This is a genomic window from Streptomyces sp. CNP082 (assembly GCF_059570535.1).
In genome coordinates this window covers 50524-67718 of record NZ_JCANSZ010000019.1, presented here as the reverse complement: position 1 = coordinate 67718, position 17195 = coordinate 50524, and the positions used below count along the sequence as shown (strand labels likewise).

The window sequence follows — 17195 nt, the reverse complement described above, 5'->3', positions numbered from 1 at the left end:
CCGGTTTCCCGGACGGGTCACCCCGACTTCGTCACCGCGACGCGCAAGCGCCGGAGGCGGCTCACCGCTCCCTGGCGCGGATCATCACGGTGAGGACCGGTGACGCCGCGGAGGGCTGGCTCTGGCCGATGTCCTCGTAGCCCCAGGTCTCGTAGAGGGCGTGCACCTTTCCGTCGCCGGCCGCCGGGTTGACCATGAGGGTGACATACGGTTCGTCCCGGATGGCGAGGAGCGCGTCGTGGATGCGCCGGGCGGTGCCGGTGCCGCGCCAGTTGGTCCGTACGCCTATCTCCTTGAGCGCCACCGCCGGGCGGGCGGTGTAGGTGTCCGCGGGCTCCGGGCTGGTGCGCTGCCAGTAGCGGTCACCACGTTCGATGGTGTTGCAGTAGGCGTAGCCGACGGGCTGCCCGCCTGCGTACGCGAGAACGGCGGTGAACCCGGGCTCGGAGCCGTGGCGGTCCAGACGTTCACCGAATGCGGTGACGGCGTAGTTCGGCAGGTGGAGGAGCGGGGCGCGGACGGTGGCGTAGACGTCGAGCAGGTCGGCGCGGGCCGTTTCGAGGCCGCTGGTGGCGCGGAGTTCGATCGAGGGTGCCGCCGTCATGACGTGTGCCTCCAGGTGTCGCGGGTGTGCTCGGTCCAGTTCCGCACGGCGGTGCTGCCCGGAGCTTTGGCGCGGAGGGCCGCTCCGAACTCCTGAAGCATGCGGGATACCCGGGCATGCTGGGTAGCGGCTTCGGCGGGGACGGACATCGCCGTGATCGTGGCGGAATCAGCGTCCCCCTGCGCGAGCTGGGCGTGGGCGAGACGGGTCGTGGTGATGGCCAGTGACCGGAGCATGTGGGGGCGCAGGGCGGACAGGCAGCGGTGCGCGTGGTATTCAGCGGTTTGGTACTGCCCGAGCGACAAGTACGTGGAGAGGGCGAGGGAGTCGAGTTCGGCCTGGTCGTAGAAGGCAACGAGCCACACAGGCCGAGGCGCGTCCGGATCGGCGCGTGCCATCGCCTCCTGGGCCTGGCCCAGGGACCGGCGTGCGGCGTTCCGGTTCTGCCCCACGCCGAGGATGGCGCCCTGGCGTGCCAGGCCGAGGGAGGCGAACAGGGGGTCGCGGCGGGTGATGTGCAGGTGCCGGGCGACGTCGTTGGCGGCGATGGCGTCGGCGGGCCTGCCTGTGTGCCGGTACATGGTGCCGGCGTGGCTCCAGATGCGGAACTTGATCGCCTGGTCACCGGACATCTCGGCAAGTGACTGAGCCTCACGCATGTGCATGGTGGCTTCGCGGTAGCGGCGGCCGTCGATGGCTGCCCACATCGCGGAGGAGCGGAACCCTGCCGCGCACGCATAGAGGTGGCTGCGCACGCGCTGGCTGGCGTTGCCGGAGTTCTGGAGCGTCAACGCCTCGTCGGATAAGGCCGCGGCGCGCTCCTCGATGCCGCGCTGCCCACCGTGGCGGTGGTCGCTCGCGACCACCTCGGCGAACCGGCGCTGCAACCGTTCGACGTCGCCCATACCGATACGGCGCGGGGCTGCGGTGCCGGGAGCTGCCGCCAGAGCGGCGGTTGCGGCCATGCCTCCGACGACGCTGCGGCGCTTCATGTCGGGTTCCTCCTGCGGTGGGGCGGACATGGGCGGAGTCCGTCTCCGCGGCACAAACCCTAAGGCGGTCACGGGAAGGCCCGACACGGCTTCAAGACCGAGGCGGGCAGCCGCCTTCGGCCACCGGACGCGGCCCGCCTTCCAGGCCCGGATCGATGAGCCGTCGAGGCCACCCGTACGGCCGGTGATCCGTTCCGTGGCCAGGTTGACCGCCTCGGCCAGGCTGTTGGCACTGTGCCCCTGCTCGTCCATCCACGCCTTGAGAGCCTCGTTCTGCACGGCGTCCATCTACGCACCGTAGCCGCGCAGCCCTCCGCAGTGAGGCCAGATCAGGTCACATCACCCTAGGGTGGACCGTCAGGTTCACCACCGTTCGCCCTAACCAGCCAGTTGCGCACCGGGGTTGGCTGGTTGCAGGCCACCCGCCCGCAGGGGCCGGGGGGATGGCCGCTCGACCTCCTTCCGGTATGGACGGGACAGAGCCATGAACGATGCGAACAAGCCTGGAACGACAGCACGCGAATCCCTTGGGGCGACGGCTCAGACCCCCGTCGTCTCCCTGACTTCACCGGCTGATCCAACGATGACCAAGTCGTCCGCCGCGGCTGTGCCCGCCTACTGCGCGACTCTGCCGCGCGCGGAGACATCGGCGGCCAGGGCCCGGCGGCTCGTCTCCGCCTCGCTGCGCACCTGGTCGCTGGAGGCCGGCGACGCCACAGCGTGCCTCGTCATCAGCGAGTTGGTGACGAACGCGGTCCGCCACGCGCGCCTGGCAGCGGTGCTCGTCCGGGTGTCCCGGGTCGGGCCCCGGCGGGTCCGGGTTGCGGTCGTCGACCTCTCCCGAACCCTGCCGACGCTCATCGAGGCCGGTGTGGACGACGAGTCGGGGCGGGGCCTGGCCACGGTCGCCGCGGTCTCCGCGGCATGGGGCGTCGACACGCTGCCGTGGGGCAAGCGGGTGTGGGCCGAGTGGGACGTTCCCGAGGATGTCCGGTGACCGGCGCTCGCCCGTGAGGACGCTTCAGGTGACCGACCCGGCCCGCAACGCCGCGGCGTCGCCGTTCTGATCCGAACACGAGGACCACCGTGGAACACACCACCTGGAAGACGATCGAGACGCTGGTCGAGTGGCTGGACGCCGAGAGCCCCGGCACCGGCCAGACCGCACGCCTGCTGCGCATCCTCAAGATCGGGGAAGAGTTCGGCGAGGTCGCCGAAGCCGTACACGGCGTGCTCGGCACGAACCCGCGGAAGGGCAGGACCCGTACGGTCGACCACGTCTGCGAGGAGCTGTGCGACGTGATCGTGACGAGCATGGTCGCGCTCGCTTCGATCACCGAAGACCCCGGCGACGTTCTCGACGCACGGCTACGGGAGATCGCGGATCGGTCGCTCGGCTAGGCCGTCCCTTCCGGATCTTGGTTTGGGCAGACTTCGCGCGCTGCTGCGCGCACATATATTGGTGAGGTGGACGAGGCCGAGGCGAGCGGTCAGGTGTGGAGGGACGAGGTCCGAACGCGTCCGACGGCTGAGCAGGATCGGGATACCCTGGCCCGTCTTGTCGAGGTGGACGCGGACTCCTTCGAGGTTGAGCTGTACGAGCGCGCGGCAGATCCCCAGGTGCTTTCGATTGATCGCGCGCAACGGTCGCAGGCTGGGCAGTACGCCAGGCATGTGCGGCGAATTCGAGAGCGTCAGCGGCACCGAGGAAGTTGAGCCTCACAGCGGTGGCTTCGTAACGGACGGCGAGGGTGTCGTACCTGGTCGCCACGGCCCGATGCCGTTTCAGGCGCGGGCGACTGCACGTCGCGGAGCAAAAGTCGCGCCGTGTGGGTGATTTGACCCAGTTTCGCGGGCGGGTCACTCCGACTTTGTCACCGCGACGCGCAGGCACCGCACGCAGCTCACCTCCCCGCGGCGACCGGCCCTCGCCGGTCGCGCCTGCGGCCCGTGCGTAACCGGTAGCGTGGGCGGGGGAATCCGCACGGCGGAGGTGTCCATGGGGTACGACGAGACCATCGGTGACCGGGTCGGGCGGCTGCGTGCGCGGCGCGAGTTGACGCAGGAGCCCCTGGCGGAGCGGGCGGACGTCTCCGTCGACACCGTGCGGAAGCTGGAGCAGAACCGCCGCCACTCCGCCCGGCTTTCCACGCTCAACAAGCTGGCGCGCGCGCTCGATGTCGAGACCTCCGTGCTCATCGGCCAGCCCACCACCTTCGAAGCGCACACCGAAGGTGACGCGCCCTCCCTACTCGCGCTACGGCAGGCGGTGTCCCCGGTGGCGGATCTGCTCGGCGGCGAACCGCAGCCCGAGGACCCGCCGACGGTGAGCGCCCTGCGGGCCGCCCTGCGCTCCACGGAGCGTATCCGCCGGGACGGCCGCGTCGGCGAAATCGGCATGCTGCTCCCGCAGTTGATCCGCGACGCCCGTGCCACGGTGGACGTGCAGCAGGGCAGCGCCCGCGCGGCGGCCTGCGCGGTGCTCGCCGAGGCGTACCAGGTCGCGGCGACCACGCTGACCGCGCTGGGCAAGGAGGACGCCGCGTTCACCGCGATGGAGCGGGCAACGCACGCGGCACGGCGCTCGGACGACCCGTACCTGGAGGCCATCGGCGCCTCGACGCTGGCGTGGATCTTCACGCGGCAGGGGCGGCTGGAGGACGCCGAACACGTCGCGCTGGCACAGGCCGACGCGATCGACCCGGGATTCCGGTCACGGCCTCTGGAGCTGTCGCTGTGGGGGATCCTCCTGCTGCGCGCCGCGACGGCCTCCGCCCGCCAGGGCGAGGGCCACTACGACCGGGTGGAGGAACTGCTGCGCATGGCCTCGGCCGCCGCCGCGCGGATCGGCGAGGACCGGCTCGACTACGCCACTCCCTTCGGACCGACGAACGCGGGCGTGGCGCAGGTCAACTTCCTGGTGGAGATGGACAAGAGCCACGAGGCGGTCACCGCCTCCCGTACGATTCCCGCCCTGCGCTCCCTGCCGCCCACCTGGCGCGCCCGCTTCCACGTCGACCGCGCGCTCGCCCACACGAACCTGTCCCAGGACGACCGCGCGACCGCCGCCCTGCTGGCGGCCGAACGGGACGCCCCGGAGTGGATGCGGTACCACGGCACGACGCGCCAGTTGGTGGCCGACATCCGCACCCGCGAACCCCGCCGCACGGCCCCCATCACCGAACTGGCCGACCGGCTGCACGTTGACGGGTAGGACACGGCGTCCCACCCGAGCCGGAGAATGGCACAGAGCGTCCCTTTCCGGTCACGTACCGCACCCATAGCTTGTGCCTCATGCACGAGACACCGCCGGAGGCACCACCCCTCGCGTTCGTCTACGACCGCCACGCCACCCCCACGACCGCCCTCTTGGACGAGCGCCTCGCCCGCTGCCGTGCCTACGCCGAGCGGCGAGGGTGGGTGGTGGCCGGGGAATGGGTCGACCGGGGGGACGACGCTCTGCGAAGCCACCCACGGCCGGAGTGGATCGCGCTGGCGCCGGCCATACGGCAGGCCGCGCCGCGGCCCGTGGCGTGCCTGGTGGAGTCGTGGGACCGCATCAGCCGGTCCGGCGGTTGCTCCGCGACGCGTCGCCGCCTCGTCGCACAGGCGGGCGGCTACTGCGCCACCGTCCACGGCGAGACCGACACCCGACGCCCCGAGGCCGTCGGCAGGTGCTTCTGTCGCCACGGCGCCGAGTTCGGCCGGGCAACGAACGCGGCGGTCGAGCCGGTGTCGTGGGACAGGCCGGTGTGAACGGACGCCGACGTTCCCCGGGGCCGCTGGTGGAAAAGGCGTGGCTGCGGGGCGGGCGTGGTGCGAGGATCGGCCCGCAACGTGATCCACATCCGTGTCCCGGAGGTCCGCGTGGAGGTCACCTCGCTGCTGCCGTTGACCACGGCCCGGTTGTCCCTGCGTCTGTTCACTCCCGGCGACGCCGACGACCTGTACGCCTACCAGAGCCTGCCGAGCGTGGCGCGCTACCTGTACCGGCCGGCGCACACGCGTGAGCGCAGCGAGCAGGTTGCCGCCGAGCGCGCCGCGCAGACGGTCTGGCGCGACGACGGGGACAAGCTGTCGCTCGCCGTATGCCGACACGATGAGCCCGGTCTCCTCGGCGAGGTGAGCCTCGGCCTGGCCGATGCCCGCGCCGCCCAGGCCGAGATCGGCTGGACTCTCGATCCGGCTCACCAGGGGCACGGCTACGCGACCGAGGCAGCCGCGGCGCTGGCCGGGTTTGCCTTTGACACGCTGGGCGTGCACCGGCTCTACGCACGGCTGGATGTGGAGAACGCCGGGTCTGTGGGGGTCTGTGAGCGCCTCGGGATGCGCCGGGAGGCGCACCTGGTCGAGAACGACCTCGACGGGGATCGCTGGGGCAGCGAGTACATCTACGCGGCGCTGTCCGCGGATCTCGGCAGTCGATCAGGCGGTTGAGCCTGACGCCGCCCGGCGGATGCAACCGGCAGCGGGCGCAGACCCGGGACCACGGCATAGCCGTGGAGCCGGGCCGCGCCCGCCACACGTACCCCGGTCAGCCCGGCGGGTCCGGGTCCCGGTCCGGGTGTTCCGCCAGGTGCTTGATGCGCAGCAGGCGGGTCTCCCAGGTGCGGCCTATGCGGTCCAGTTCCCGCGCGAGCGCGTTCAGCCGGGCGCCCACCGCCACGTACACGACCTCCCGGCCGCGCTGCTCGGACTCCACCAGGCCGACCTCGCGCAGCACGTCGAGGTGCTTGCCGATGGCCTGCCGGCTGACCGGCATGACCTTCGCCAGCGCCGACGCCGACATCGGGGCCTCGCCCAGGCGGGTGAGGATCGTCCAGCGCGTGGGCTCGCCGAGCGCGGCGCACACGGCGGGGAGGGCGGTGGCCGCGGTCACGGCCGCGGGGCCGCGGCGGCAGCCGGGCCGGCGGCGGCCTTCTCGACGAACCGCTTGCCGGCCGCCAACTCCTCCAGCCAGCCCTTGTCGTTGCCCTCGCGCTCCTTCAGCCACACCGCCGGGTCGTCGGAGAGGCTGGAGAAGCCGCTCTCCACGACGCGCAGCGTCACCCCGCCGGGGCGCTCGTCGATCCAGAACTCCACCAGGGTCGATTTCCCGGGCTCGTCCCGGCTCGGGGTGGAGAGCCAGCGGAACGCGGCGTAGCGCGGCTTGTCGAGTTCCACGGTGCGGAAGCGGAACTCGCCGTACTCCGGGTGCCGGACGACGGTCACGTCGTTCTCGTGGCGCAGGTCGGGCTCGGGGTCGACCTCGCCGTCGTTGATGTACCAGCCGGGCCGTACGACCAGGTCCCAGACCCGGTCGGCGGGGGCGTCGATGTCGATCTGCCGGGCGATCCGGTCGAGTTCGGCCAGTTCTGCGTCGGTGTACGCGATGTCGCTCACGGTTCCTCCTCGTGCGTCTATCTGCAACTCAAATGTTGCACACGGGATCAGAGTTTTGCAACCTTTCAGTTGCAGTGACGGTCGTCACATCCGGCCGCGATGAGTTCCCGCCGGCTGAACCGTCTGCACGGACATGGACACACACACGCTGCACACCCCCGAAGCCGACCTCGTCTACGACGTGAGCGGCCCGCTGCCCACCGCCGACGGCCGCCCGCCCCTCATGTGCATCGGCCAGCCCATGGACGCCTCCGGCTTCCGCGCCCTGGCCGCGCAGTTCCCCGACCGCACCGTCGTCACGTACGACCCGCGCGGGCTGGGACGCAGTACCCGCAAGGACGGGCGGCTCGTCAACGACCCGCAGATCCAGGCCGAGGACGTGCACGCCGTCATCGCCGCGCTGGGTGCGGGGCCGGTCGAGCTCTTCGGCAGCAGCGGCGGCGCGGTGACGGCGCTGGCGCTGGTGGCCGCGTACCCCGGGGACGTGACCACGCTCGTCGCGCACGAGCCGCCGGTCGTCGCGGCGCTCCCCGACGCCGAGGCCGCGGCGCGGGCGGTCCGGGAGGTTACGGAGACGTACAACGCCAAGGGCTGGGGCGCGGGCATGGCGGCGTTCATGACGCTGGCCGGCTGGCAGGGCGAGTTCACCGACGCCTACTTCGCGCAGCCCGCACCCGACCCCGTGGCCTTCGGCATGCCCGCCGAGGACGACGGCAACCGCGACGACCCGCTGCTCTCGGACCGCTCCCAGCCGGTCACCGGCTACCGCCCGGACCCGGCCGCGCTCGCCGCCGCGCCGACGCGCGTGGTGATCGCGGTGGGCGAGGAGACGGGCGACACGTTCACGGCGCGTACGGCACACGGCACGGCCGCGCTGCTGGGGCAGGAGGCGACGGTGTTCCCGAGCCACCACGGCGGCTTCCTCGACGCGGAGTCCGGTTACGCGGGGCAGCCGGAGGCGTTCGGGGCGAGGCTGCGGGAGGTCCTCGACGCGGGCGCGTGAGCGGGGACGGCATGCGTCGTCGCGTACGCCACCTGCCCCCTGCACCCCCCGCCTGCTTGCACACCGCACCGCTCCCCCGGAACAGCCGCGGCGCGGGCCGGACACGGGGCCGGCTCGCGCCGCGGCGTATGTTCAGGCATGCGTCCGGCGCACCCGCGTCGCCCGCTCCTCGTTCACCCCGTCCGCTACGGGCCGGGGCCCCGCACACGGTAGACAGGAGAGGGCCACGGCGGTAAGCCGGGCGAGCGGCGGGCGGAGCGAGCGACGATCGGAGTCGGGCCGGTGAAGCGGCGGGCACACGCGGGAGGCGGGCGGACGGACTGGGCGAGCTACCGCGCCGCCCTGCGCCGTACCCCCGTGGCCCTCTGGAACGACGACATCAGCGACTACGCCGCCGCGCTCACGTACTACGCGATACTCACCGTCCTGCCCACCCTCTTCGTCACCCTCACCGTCATCGGCCTCGCCGACCCCTCCGGCACCGAAGCCCTCATCGCCTACGTCACCGGCCTCGCCCCCGCCGGCTCCGGCACCGCGCTCAGCGACGCCCTCCACGACGTCACCCGCGGCCACTCCGCCACCTGGATCCTCACCACCGTGGCCGCCGCCAGCGCCCTGTGGTCCGCGTGCAGCTTCCTGTCCGTCTTCCGCCGCGCCCTGCACGCGATGTACGGCACCCCCGACAGCCGGCCCGTGCTGCGCCGCGCACCGGCGATCCTCGCGATGGCGCTGATGCTGCTGACGCTGCTGGTGTCCGGCGCGCTCACGCTGGTGGTCACCGGTCCGGTGGCGCGGGCGCTGGGCCGGCCGCTCGGGCTGGGCGAGTGGACGGCGGCGGCGTGGGACTTCCTGCGCTGGCCGTTCCTGGTCTTCGTGGCGGCGCTGCTGGTGCTGCTGCTCTTCCGCTCGGGGCCGCCGGAGTCGCGGACGGTCTCGCACGCCGTGCCGGGCGGGCTGGTGGCGGGGGTGCTGTGGCTGCTGGCCTCGACGGGCTTCGCGCTGTACGCCTCGTACGCGGCGGGGACGTACAGCAGGCTGTACGGGTCGCTCGCGGGGGTGGTGGTCTTCCTGATCTGGCTGTGGTTCTCGAACCTGGCGCTGCTGGCGGGCGCGCAGTTCAACGCACTGCTGGCCCGTACGGAGCCCGCCCCCGAGGCGGCCCGCCCGCCCCGGCGCCCGGCGCTGCCGGCCGTACCGCGGTGAGGGGCGTACCGCGGTGAGGGGGCGTGCCGGGGAGGCGGCGCCGGGCCGGCGCCCGGAGTCACCCGGATGGCCTACAGCGGCGCGGGCGTCCCCGCGCCGACCGCGGGTGTGCTGGCTACGCTCGGAAGAGCGCTGACCGGCACCGGCCGGCCAAGGACTGACGCATCCCCGGGAGGCCCGATGTTCGAGGCACGCGACATCCGCGAGTGGCGGGGCTACACCGTCCGCGGCGCGGACGGCGGCAAGATCGGCGAGATGGAGGCCGTCTACGTCGACACCCGTACGGACGCGCCGTCGTTCGCCACCGTCAAGTCCGGCGTGCCGGGGCGGCGGCGGCTGTTGTTCGTACCGTTGGCGGGCGCCTCCGTCAGCCCCGCGTCCGTGAACGTCGCCTACAAGAAGGGGCAGGTCAAGGGCGCGCCGTCGATCGACACGGACGGTGAGCTGGCGTTCGAGGAGGAGCCGGCGGTCTTCTCGCACTACGAGCTGGAGTACGAGGCGGGCGCCGCGGGCGAACGCCGGCTGGCCCGCCGCTGACCCGCCCGGCAGGCCCTCACGCCGGCCCGGTCAGCCCCTGGTGCAGCCGGCGGCGGCCGGCCCCCGGCCGCCGCCGCTTCAGCCCTCGCCCCCGTCCCCCGCCTCGTCCCCTTCGTCGGCGTAGGAGATGTTCCCCCACTCATCCATGGTGGGGCGGATCTTCGTCGGACCCTGGTGGTCCTGGTCGGAGGGGCGGGGCGGCTCGGGACCGTCAGGTCCGATCCGCATCATCCGCTCGACGCGCACGATCTGGAACGTACGCCCCCGCGCCCGCAGCTCGTTCGGGCCGCGCTGCCGCATGAACCGGTCGGCGGCCTTCGCGAAGACCTCGATGTCCCGCTCGGAGTACTCCGACTTCCAGCCGGGGATCTCCCGCAGCATGGGCACGGTCCTGACGAAGTAGCCCACCAGGGCGCGCCGGGCCGCCTGCGGCGTGTCGTACTGCTGCGCCAGGAACATCGTCCAGGACTCCTCCAGCCGCTCCAGCACCCGGAACGCGGGCGGCAGCAGCACCAGCCCCGGGTGGGTCCGCAGCGCGCGCCGGGAGTCGGCGAGGACCTCCGGCGGGAAGCGGGAGGAGGTGTAGACGCTCTCAAGCAGCCCGAGCCGCTCAAGACCCGCGGAGAGCTGCACCTCCGCCGCATGGTCGACCACGAACCCCACGGTGCCGGAGGCCGGGTCCTTCTTCTCCAGATCCCAGTGGTCGTCCTCGGGGCGGTCGGTGGGCCGGGGCGGCTCCAGCGCGCCGTCGCCGATCCGGGCGAACTCGTCGGCCCGTACGATGCGGTAGCGGTCCCGCCCGACGCGCAGTTCGTCGATCCGCTCCGTCTCCAGCCGCGCCACGCCGTCCAGCAGCAGCCGCCGCTCGCGGTGGTCCTCGGCCTGGTCCTTCGCGTACAGCCACAGGTACGAGTTGAGCCCGTCCCGCGCGTCCTGGGGGAACCCGGTGTCCATGCCGTCGAGCAGCCGCCACCGCGGCCGGTCCCGCGGCGTCTGCACGGCGAACCCGAACAGCGGCCCGCGCACCCGGACGCCCGGATACCGCCGCCCGCCGTGGATCGCGTCCAGCTCGGTCACCTGGGAGACGGGGTCGTCGCGGTGAGTGACGCGGATGGTGAGATAGTCCGGCGTTGCCGGTGGCTTTCCGTAATCCCGCATGCACCAAGTGTGTTGGGCCGCGGGTCGCCCTGTGAGACATTTGCGGGATACGAGCACGCCCGGGTGCCCCGGGTGTACAACCCGGGCGCCCGGCCCCTCCTCACGCCGGCTCGGTCAGCCCCTCGCGGAGCCGGCGGAGGATCGCGGTCAGCAGCCGGGACACGTGCATCTGCGAGATGCCCAGCTCGGCGCCGATCTCGCTCTGCGTCATCTCGGCGCCGAACCGCAAGTCCAGCACCTTGCGGTCCCGCGCCGGCAGCGCCTCGACCAGCGGCTTGAGCGACACCAGGTTCTCGACCTTCTCCAAGTCCGGGTCCGGCGCCCCGGTGCGCCGCGCGAGGAAGGACTCGCCCTCCTCGTCGGCGGCGTGGTAGTCGAGCGACGACGTCTTGTACGCGTTGGCGGCGACCAGGCCCTCGACGACCTCGTCCGGGCCGAGGCCGGTCTGCTCCGCCAGCTCCGCGACGGTCGGGCCGCGGCCGAGCGTCTGCTCCAGCCGTGCGCTCGCCCGCGCGAGCGTCAGCCGCCGCTCCTGCATCCGCCGCGGCACCCGCACCGCCCAGGAGGTGTCGCGGAAGTGGCGCTTGATCTCGCCCACGATCGTCGGCAGCGCGAACGTGGGGAACTCGGTGCCCTCGGCGAGGTCGTAGCGGTTGATCGCCTTGATGAGGCCGACGGTGCCGACCTGCACGACGTCCTCGCGGGACTCGCTGCGCAGCCGGAAGCGGCTGACGGCGTAGCGGACGAGCGCGAGGTTCAGCTCGACGAGGGTGTTGCGGACGTAGGAGTACGCGTACGTGCCCTCTTCCAGCTCCGCCAGCCTGCCGAAGAGGACGCGGGACAGGGCCCGCGCGTCGCCCGTACTCGCCCCGCGCAGCTCCGGCAGCGGGGGCAGGCCGAGGCCGGCGAGAGGATCGGCGCCCCGGTCGGCGCCCGGTCCCGGGCCGGGATCGGTGCCGGAGCCGGTCCGGGGCTCGCGGTCGCGCGTCACGAATGTCGTCATGGTGTCCCCCTGATGTGGACTTCTGCTCGACAGGCGTTGTGTGCAGCTACCCGTCATCACGGCGCCTATACCTGACCGTTACGCCGCGCCCGTAACCGGCGGAAGGCGACAACACCCCTTCCAGCCGCCGATTCCGCCCGCCCCTGGGCCGTTTGCAGCACACCGGAACCGGCTGGAGGGGCCCGCGGACCCCGGGAACGCGCATGCGGGCTCGTCCCGTGTCCGGGAGAGCCCGCGGCGCGGGACGCACGTCGGCGACGGCTCAGTTGTGCTCCTCGTCGATGGTGACGGCGCTGCCGTTGCTGAGTTCGACGACGACGCGCACGCCGCCCTTCTTGGCCGCTGCTTCGAGCTCGCCCTCGGTGCAGTCCTGCAGCCCGCCCCCGGCCTCGCCGCAGATCCAGCCGTCGCCGTTGACGGTCGTGGCGGTGGCGCTGTAGAACGCGATCTCGGAGCCGTCGCTGCCCACGAGGGTGTACTTGCCCGGGGCCAGGTAGCCGAGCTCTCCGGAGTGAGTGCCGCTCACCTTGCCGGTGCCAGGGCCGTCGCCGCTGCCGGCGTGGTCCTCGACGATGCTGACCGCGGTGCCGTTCTCCAGCTTCACCGTGGCGGAGACGCCGTCCTTGGCGGCGGCCTCAAGCTCCTCCTCGCTGCACGGGGTGGCGGCCTGGCCGTCGGCGTCACCGCATATCTCGCCGGCCCCCTGGATGTCGGTGTCGGTCGAGGTGAAGAACGCCTGCTCGGTGTCCTTCAGGTCGCTGACGGTGTACTTGCCGGGCGCCAGGTAGGAGACGGTGCCGTACCAGGTGCCGGTCGCACCCCCGCCCTCCGCGCCGGCCTCCGGCTCGCTGCCGGTCTGCGCCTCCGCGCCGTCGGCGGCAGCCGCACCGCCGCCGTCGGAGGAGTCCTTCGGGTCGGAGTCCGAGACCGACGACCGGGAACCGCTCGACCTCTTGCCGCCGTCCGAGTCCCCCTGGCAGGAGGCGAGCAGGGCGGTCGTGGCCATCAGGGCGGCGGCGGTGAGGACGGCCTTGCGGCGGCGGTTGCGAAGCATGGTGTGGTTCCCCCCACGGTTGAACGGATGTGCGGCCGGTCGGCCGGTGGTGCTCTGTGCTTGGTCGATCTCGAGCCTGCACGGTCCGGTGCGCTCAGCGGAAGCACGGTTACGAGGTGATGACCTACTCCGCGTGCCCCTGAGACGGATGGGCGCGACTCGGGCACGACCCGGGCACACCCCTCCGGAACGGGCACACTTTCCACCCGTTCCCCGTCACTTCGGGCACGCTCCGGCGCTCGCAGGTCCGCGCCGCCGATCAACGCCCCGGCGGGTGATCGCCGAGGAGCCGCCCGTTAGGGTGTAACACATGGAATCGAATAACGACCCTTACGAGATACGTCCCGGGGTGCCCTCCGTCGAGGACTTCCGGCGGCTGCGGACCGGGGCCGGGCTGTCGGACAAGTCGCCCGAGGCCGCCGCCGTCGCGCTGCCGAACACGTGGTACGGCGTCGTCGTGTACCACGGCGAGGCGCCGGTGGGGATGGGGCGGGTCGTCGGGGACGGGGGGACGGCGTTCCAGGTGGTGGACATGTGCGTGCTGCCGGACCACCAGGGGCAGGGCCTCGGAAAGCGGATCATGGCGGCGCTCGTCGCGGAGCTGGACCGCCGGGCGCCCGCCACCGCGTACGTGTCACTGATCGCCGACGGACCCGCGCGGTTCCTGTACGAGAAGTTCGGCTTCGCCGACGTCGCCGGCCACGACTCCCTCGGCATGTACCGCTATCACCACGCCTGAGCAGCCCCACCGGCCGCCTGCCACGCGTGAGGAGTAAGCACTATCATCGATATCAAAGGTGCCCACGTTTGATATCAGAGGAGGTGCACGGTGAGTCGCACAGTGATCGATCTGGACGACGGCCTGCTCGCCGACGTCGCTCAGGCCCTCGGCACGAGCACCAAGAAGGAGACGGTCAACACCGCTCTGCACGAGGTGCTGGAGAACCGGCGGAGGGCTCTGGCGCTCACCCGGCTGCGGGCCGCGGCCGAGGAGGGCGCGTTCGACCTCGACCTTCTTGAGGACAAGAGGAACCACCGCGGGTGAACGCCTCGCAGTACCTCATCGACACCAGCGCGCTCGCCCGGATGATGCGCGGGGACGCAGAGCAGTTCGGGTGGGACCGTGCGGCTGCGGCCGGGCTCATCGCGGTCTGCCCTATCACCGAGCTGGAGTTCCTCTACAGCGCACGCTCGGCCGACGACCGGGCGCGGGGCGTGGAAGACCTGCGGATGATCTTCGGGTGGGTACCGGTCGACGACCGGGCGTACGACCGGGCCTGGCAGGTGCAGGAGGCGCTCACCGAGCGCGGGCAGCATCGCGGCGCGGGCCCGGTCGACCTCGTCGTGGCGGCCACCGCGGAGTTGCAGGGGCTGACTCTGCTCCACCGCGACCGGGACTTCGACTGCATCGCCGCCGCGACCGGGCAGGCTCTCCAGTGGTACGGCCCCGAGGCCGGGAAGTGATCCGGCGCCCGGCCGTCCGTGCCGCCTGAGCAGCCTCGCCGGCCGCCCCGGGCCTCGTACGGCCATACGATAGGCGCATGCCGGAGCGTGACACCGCCCCCTCGCCCACCCCCGCCGTCCACCGCCACGAGTGGACGCCCGACCGGGAGCAGCTCGAAGCCGCCAGTACGGTCTTCGCGCTGCTCGCCGACGCGACGCGGCTGCATCTGCTGTGGCTGCTCGCCGAGGGCGAGGCCGACGTCACCGAGCTGGCCACCGCCAGCGGCGCCGCCCGGCCGGCGGTCAGCCAGCATCTGGCCAAGCTGCGCCTCGCCCACCTGGTGCACTCCAGGAAGGAGGGCCGCCGCGTCGTGTACTCGCTGCGCGACGGGCATCTGCGCGGTCTCGTCGTCGAGGCGCTCAACCACGCCGATCACCTCATGACCGGCGAGCCCTGGCACTCCTGAGAAAAGTTCCGCCCGGCGGGAATACCGCGGACCCACCTCTGTTTAGCATGTGCGTATATGCGCACACGAGCAGAGAAGAGGCGTCAGGCCATGATCTCCGTACTCCGCAACCGCACCTACCGGCACCTCTTCACCGCCCAGGTCGTCGCCCTCCTCGGCACCGGCCTGGCCACCGTCGCGCTCAGCCTCCTCGCGTACGACCTCGCCGGCGGCAACGCCTCCGCCGTGCTCGGCACCGCCCTGGCCGTCAAGATGGCCGCCTACGTCGGCATCGCCCCCGTCATCGGCGCCTTCGCCGACCGCATCCCGCGCCGCGCCCTGCTGGTCACCGCCGACCTCGTGCGCGGCGTCGTCGCGCTCACGCTGCCGTTCGTGACCGAGGTCTGGCAGGTCTACGTGCTGATCTTCCTGCTCCAGTCCGCCTCCGCGGCGTTCACCCCGACGTTCCAGGCGACCATCCCCGAGGTGCTGCCCGCCGAGCGCGACTACACCCGGGCGCTGTCGCTGTCCCGGCTGGCGTACGACATGGAGAGCCTGTTCAGCCCCGTGCTCGCCGCCGGGCTCCTGACGCTGATCACCTACGACCGGCTCTTCCTCGGCACCGCCGCCGGGTTCGCCGCCTCCGCCGCGCTGGTCGCCTCCGTGGCGCTGCCGAAGCCGGCGCCCCGCGACACCGGCGGGGCGGGCGGCCGGACGGGCGGCGGGGCAGGCGGCGGGGTGTTCGCCAAGGCCGCGTACGGCATGAGGCTCTTCGGCTCCGCGCCCGAGCTCCGCGCCCTCCTCGCGCTCAACCTCGCGGTGGCGGCGGCCGGCGCGATGGTGATCGTGAACACCGTGGTCCTGGTCCGCGACCACTTCGCCCGCTCGGTCGGCGACGTGTCGCTCGCCCTCGGCGCCTTCGGCGCCGGGTCGATGGCCGTGGCGCTGGCGCTGCCCCGGGTGCTGGAGCGGGTCGGCGACCGCGCGGTGATGCTGCCGGCGGCGTTCGTGCCGGTGCCGGTGCTGGCCGTCGTCGGGGCGGGGCTCGCGGCGGGGGTGCGGACCTGGCCGGCGCTGCTCGCCGCGTGGGCCGTCCTGGGGGCGGCGACCTCGGCGATGGTGACGCCGACGGGGCGGCTGATCCGCGCCGCGGTGCCGGGGAAGGCGGACCTGCCGGCGGCGTTCGCGGCGCAGTTCTCGCTGTCGCACGTCGCGTGGCTGCTGACGTACCCGCTGGCCGGCTATCTGGCGGCGCGGGCGGGGACGGCCGTGGCGGCGGGCGTGCTGGCGGCCATCGCGCTCGCGGCGGCGGTGGCGGCGGTGCTGCTGTGGCGGCCGGTGGGCTCGGCGCGTACGGCCGGGGCGTACGCGTACCGGCTCGTCCGGGCCGCGCGGCTCACCCGGGACCGTACGACCACCGCGGCGTGAGCCGCCGGGCGTGACGTGCGTCACCCCTGCTCGATATACCCCCCGGGGGTATACCTGCTACGCTGATCACCAGACACGGAGCACAAGGAACCGAAGGGCACCGCCATGAACGCCACCCACCACGACGCAGGCCGCGGTCACCACGACGCCCACGCCCACCACGGGCACCACGCGCCCGCCGGCCCCGCCGGGCAGGCCAGCTCCGAGGACGGCTACACGCTGGCGCTGGAGACCACCGCCCTCCCCGCGGACGTCGAGACCGAGCTGCGCTTCCGCCTCCTGGGCACCGACGGCCGCCCCGTCACCGACCTCACGCTCATCCACGACAAGCAGGTCCACCTGATCGTCGTCAGCCGCGACCTCACCCGCTTCGTCCACGTCCACCCCGCAGAGGCGGACGACGGCACCTGGTCCGTCCGCGTACGCCTCCCCGGGGCCGGCGGCTACCGCGCCTTCGCCGACTTCGCCCCCGCCGCGCTCGGCCGCACCCTCACCCTGGGCGCGGACTTCCAGGCCGGCGACGGCGCCGGCCCCGCGCGCGAACTCCCCGCGCCCGCACCGGCCTTCACCATCGACGGCCGCGAGGTGACGCTGACCGGCGAGCTGGCGGCGGGCGAGGGACGGCGGCTGGAGTTCGCCGTCGCCCGCGACGGCAGGCCGGTCACCGACCTGCAGCCCTATCTCGCCGCGTACGGCCACCTCGTGGCACTGCGCCTGGAGGACCTCGCGTACGTCCACGTCCACCCGGACGGCGCCCCGGGCGACGGCACCACAGAACCCGGCGGCCGTGTCGGGGCGTTGGCGTTCCACGCGCAGGTGCCGGGCCCGGGGACGTACCGGCTGTTCCTCGACTTCAAGCACGAGGCCGCCGTCCGCACCGCGGAGTTCACCAGGGTGGTGGCGTGAGGGCGCTCAGTCCTGGTCAGCCCGGTCCGTGCCGGT

Annotated in this window: 22 protein-coding genes; 15 read left to right on the top strand and 7 right to left on the bottom strand. The window is 72.7% G+C overall.

The annotated features are described in order from the left end of the window. Positions 1-61: 61 nt before the first annotated feature. Positions 62-604: a GNAT family N-acetyltransferase gene (locus B124_RS17365; RefSeq protein WP_496503761.1), complete on the bottom strand. Its 543-nt coding sequence runs from the start codon at positions 602-604 to the stop codon at positions 62-64. Continuing rightward, positions 601-1884: an NsdA family TPR-like regulatory protein gene (locus B124_RS17360; protein ID WP_496503760.1), complete on the bottom strand. Its 1284-nt coding sequence runs from the start codon at positions 1882-1884 to the stop codon at positions 601-603. The genes B124_RS17365 and B124_RS17360 overlap by 4 nt, the downstream gene beginning before the upstream one ends. Before the next feature lie 295 nt (positions 1885-2179). On the opposite strand from B124_RS17360, the gene B124_RS17355 reads away from it, so the two are divergent. The 6 genes from B124_RS17355 to B124_RS17330 all read left to right on the top strand — a co-directional run bounded on the left by B124_RS17355 (position 2180) and on the right by B124_RS17330 (position 6033). Then, the gene (locus B124_RS17355; RefSeq protein ID WP_496503759.1) at positions 2180-2593 is read left to right on the top strand and encodes an ATP-binding protein; all 414 of its coding nucleotides are present in this window, start codon (positions 2180-2182) and stop codon (positions 2591-2593) included. An 89-nt stretch (positions 2594-2682) separates the two neighbouring features. Further along, entirely contained in the window at positions 2683-2997 is a 315-nt protein-coding gene (locus B124_RS17350) for a MazG-like family protein (RefSeq protein ID WP_496503758.1), read from the top strand. 66 nt (positions 2998-3063) lie between these two features. Beyond that, positions 3064-3312 carry a hypothetical protein gene (locus B124_RS17345; RefSeq protein WP_496503757.1) on the top strand — a complete coding sequence of 83 codons (249 nt, stop codon included), beginning with the start codon at positions 3064-3066 and terminating at the stop codon, positions 3310-3312. A 283-nt stretch (positions 3313-3595) separates the two neighbouring features. Next, complete coding sequence (locus B124_RS17340) at positions 3596-4810, top strand: helix-turn-helix domain-containing protein (protein ID WP_496503756.1); 1215 nt, start codon at positions 3596-3598, stop codon at positions 4808-4810. An 80-nt stretch (positions 4811-4890) separates the two neighbouring features. Further along, positions 4891-5352, top strand: coding sequence for a recombinase family protein (locus B124_RS17335; RefSeq protein ID WP_496503755.1), 462 nt, complete (start codon positions 4891-4893; stop codon positions 5350-5352). Between the two features lie 111 nt (positions 5353-5463). Continuing rightward, complete coding sequence (locus tag B124_RS17330; RefSeq protein ID WP_496503754.1) at positions 5464-6033, top strand: GNAT family N-acetyltransferase; 570 nt, start codon at positions 5464-5466, stop codon at positions 6031-6033. 97 nt (positions 6034-6130) lie between these two features. On the opposite strand, the gene B124_RS17325 is transcribed toward B124_RS17330, so the two are convergent. Then, positions 6131-6475 (bottom strand): ArsR/SmtB family transcription factor, encoded by a 345-nt coding sequence (locus B124_RS17325; RefSeq protein WP_496503753.1) that lies wholly within the window; start codon positions 6473-6475, stop codon positions 6131-6133. Continuing rightward, positions 6472-6978, bottom strand: a complete 507-nt coding sequence (locus tag B124_RS17320) for an SRPBCC domain-containing protein (protein WP_496503752.1) — start codon at positions 6976-6978, stop codon at positions 6472-6474. Before B124_RS17320 ends, B124_RS17325 begins: the two co-directional genes overlap by 4 nt. A 133-nt stretch (positions 6979-7111) precedes the next feature. Here B124_RS17320 and B124_RS17315 point away from each other — a divergent pair, with 133 nt between their 5' ends. The 3 genes from B124_RS17315 (at position 7112) to B124_RS17305 (ending at position 9721) form a co-directional block, all read left to right on the top strand. Beyond that, positions 7112-7981 (top strand): alpha/beta fold hydrolase, encoded by an 870-nt coding sequence (locus B124_RS17315; protein WP_496503751.1) that lies wholly within the window; start codon positions 7112-7114, stop codon positions 7979-7981. 282 nt (positions 7982-8263) lie between these two features. After that, complete coding sequence (locus B124_RS17310; RefSeq protein WP_496503750.1) at positions 8264-9184, top strand: YihY/virulence factor BrkB family protein; 921 nt, start codon at positions 8264-8266, stop codon at positions 9182-9184. 180 nt (positions 9185-9364) lie between these two features. After that, a complete protein-coding gene (locus B124_RS17305; RefSeq protein ID WP_496503749.1) occupies positions 9365-9721 on the top strand; it encodes a PRC-barrel domain-containing protein in 357 nt (118 codons plus the stop codon). A gap of 78 nt (positions 9722-9799) precedes the next feature. On the opposite strand, the gene B124_RS17300 is transcribed toward B124_RS17305, so the two are convergent. From B124_RS17300 to B124_RS17290, 3 genes are all read right to left on the bottom strand, one after another. Continuing rightward, entirely contained in the window at positions 9800-10879 is a 1080-nt protein-coding gene (locus tag B124_RS17300; RefSeq protein WP_496503748.1) for a DUF5954 family protein, read from the bottom strand. 100 nt (positions 10880-10979) lie between these two features. After that, a complete protein-coding gene (locus B124_RS17295) occupies positions 10980-11882 on the bottom strand; it encodes a SigB/SigF/SigG family RNA polymerase sigma factor (RefSeq protein ID WP_496503747.1) in 903 nt (300 codons plus the stop codon). A gap of 262 nt (positions 11883-12144) precedes the next feature. Beyond that, on the bottom strand, positions 12145-12936 hold the full coding sequence (locus tag B124_RS17290) for a hypothetical protein (protein WP_496503746.1): 792 nt from the start codon (positions 12934-12936) through the stop codon (positions 12145-12147). A gap of 310 nt (positions 12937-13246) precedes the next feature. Here B124_RS17290 and B124_RS17285 point away from each other — a divergent pair, with 310 nt between their 5' ends. The 6 genes from B124_RS17285 to B124_RS17260 all read left to right on the top strand — a co-directional run bounded on the left by B124_RS17285 (position 13247) and on the right by B124_RS17260 (position 17159). Continuing rightward, on the top strand, positions 13247-13675 hold the full coding sequence (locus B124_RS17285) for a GNAT family N-acetyltransferase (RefSeq protein ID WP_496503745.1): 429 nt from the start codon (positions 13247-13249) through the stop codon (positions 13673-13675). 90 nt (positions 13676-13765) lie between these two features. Next, positions 13766-13981 (top strand): type II toxin-antitoxin system VapB family antitoxin, encoded by a 216-nt coding sequence (locus tag B124_RS17280; protein ID WP_496503744.1) that lies wholly within the window; start codon positions 13766-13768, stop codon positions 13979-13981. Further along, complete coding sequence (locus B124_RS17275) at positions 13978-14400, top strand: PIN domain nuclease (RefSeq protein ID WP_496503743.1); 423 nt, start codon at positions 13978-13980, stop codon at positions 14398-14400. Before B124_RS17280 ends, B124_RS17275 begins: the two co-directional genes overlap by 4 nt. Positions 14401-14477: 77 nt before the next feature. Next, the gene (locus B124_RS17270) at positions 14478-14846 is read left to right on the top strand and encodes an ArsR/SmtB family transcription factor (protein WP_125935767.1); all 369 of its coding nucleotides are present in this window, start codon (positions 14478-14480) and stop codon (positions 14844-14846) included. A gap of 90 nt (positions 14847-14936) precedes the next feature. Then, positions 14937-16253, top strand: a complete 1317-nt coding sequence (locus B124_RS17265) for an MFS transporter (protein WP_496503810.1) — start codon at positions 14937-14939, stop codon at positions 16251-16253. Positions 16254-16358: 105 nt separating this feature from the next. Then, positions 16359-17159 carry a DUF8832 domain-containing protein gene (locus B124_RS17260; RefSeq protein WP_496503742.1) on the top strand — a complete coding sequence of 267 codons (801 nt, stop codon included), beginning with the start codon at positions 16359-16361 and terminating at the stop codon, positions 17157-17159. Positions 17160-17195: the final 36 nt, after the last annotated feature.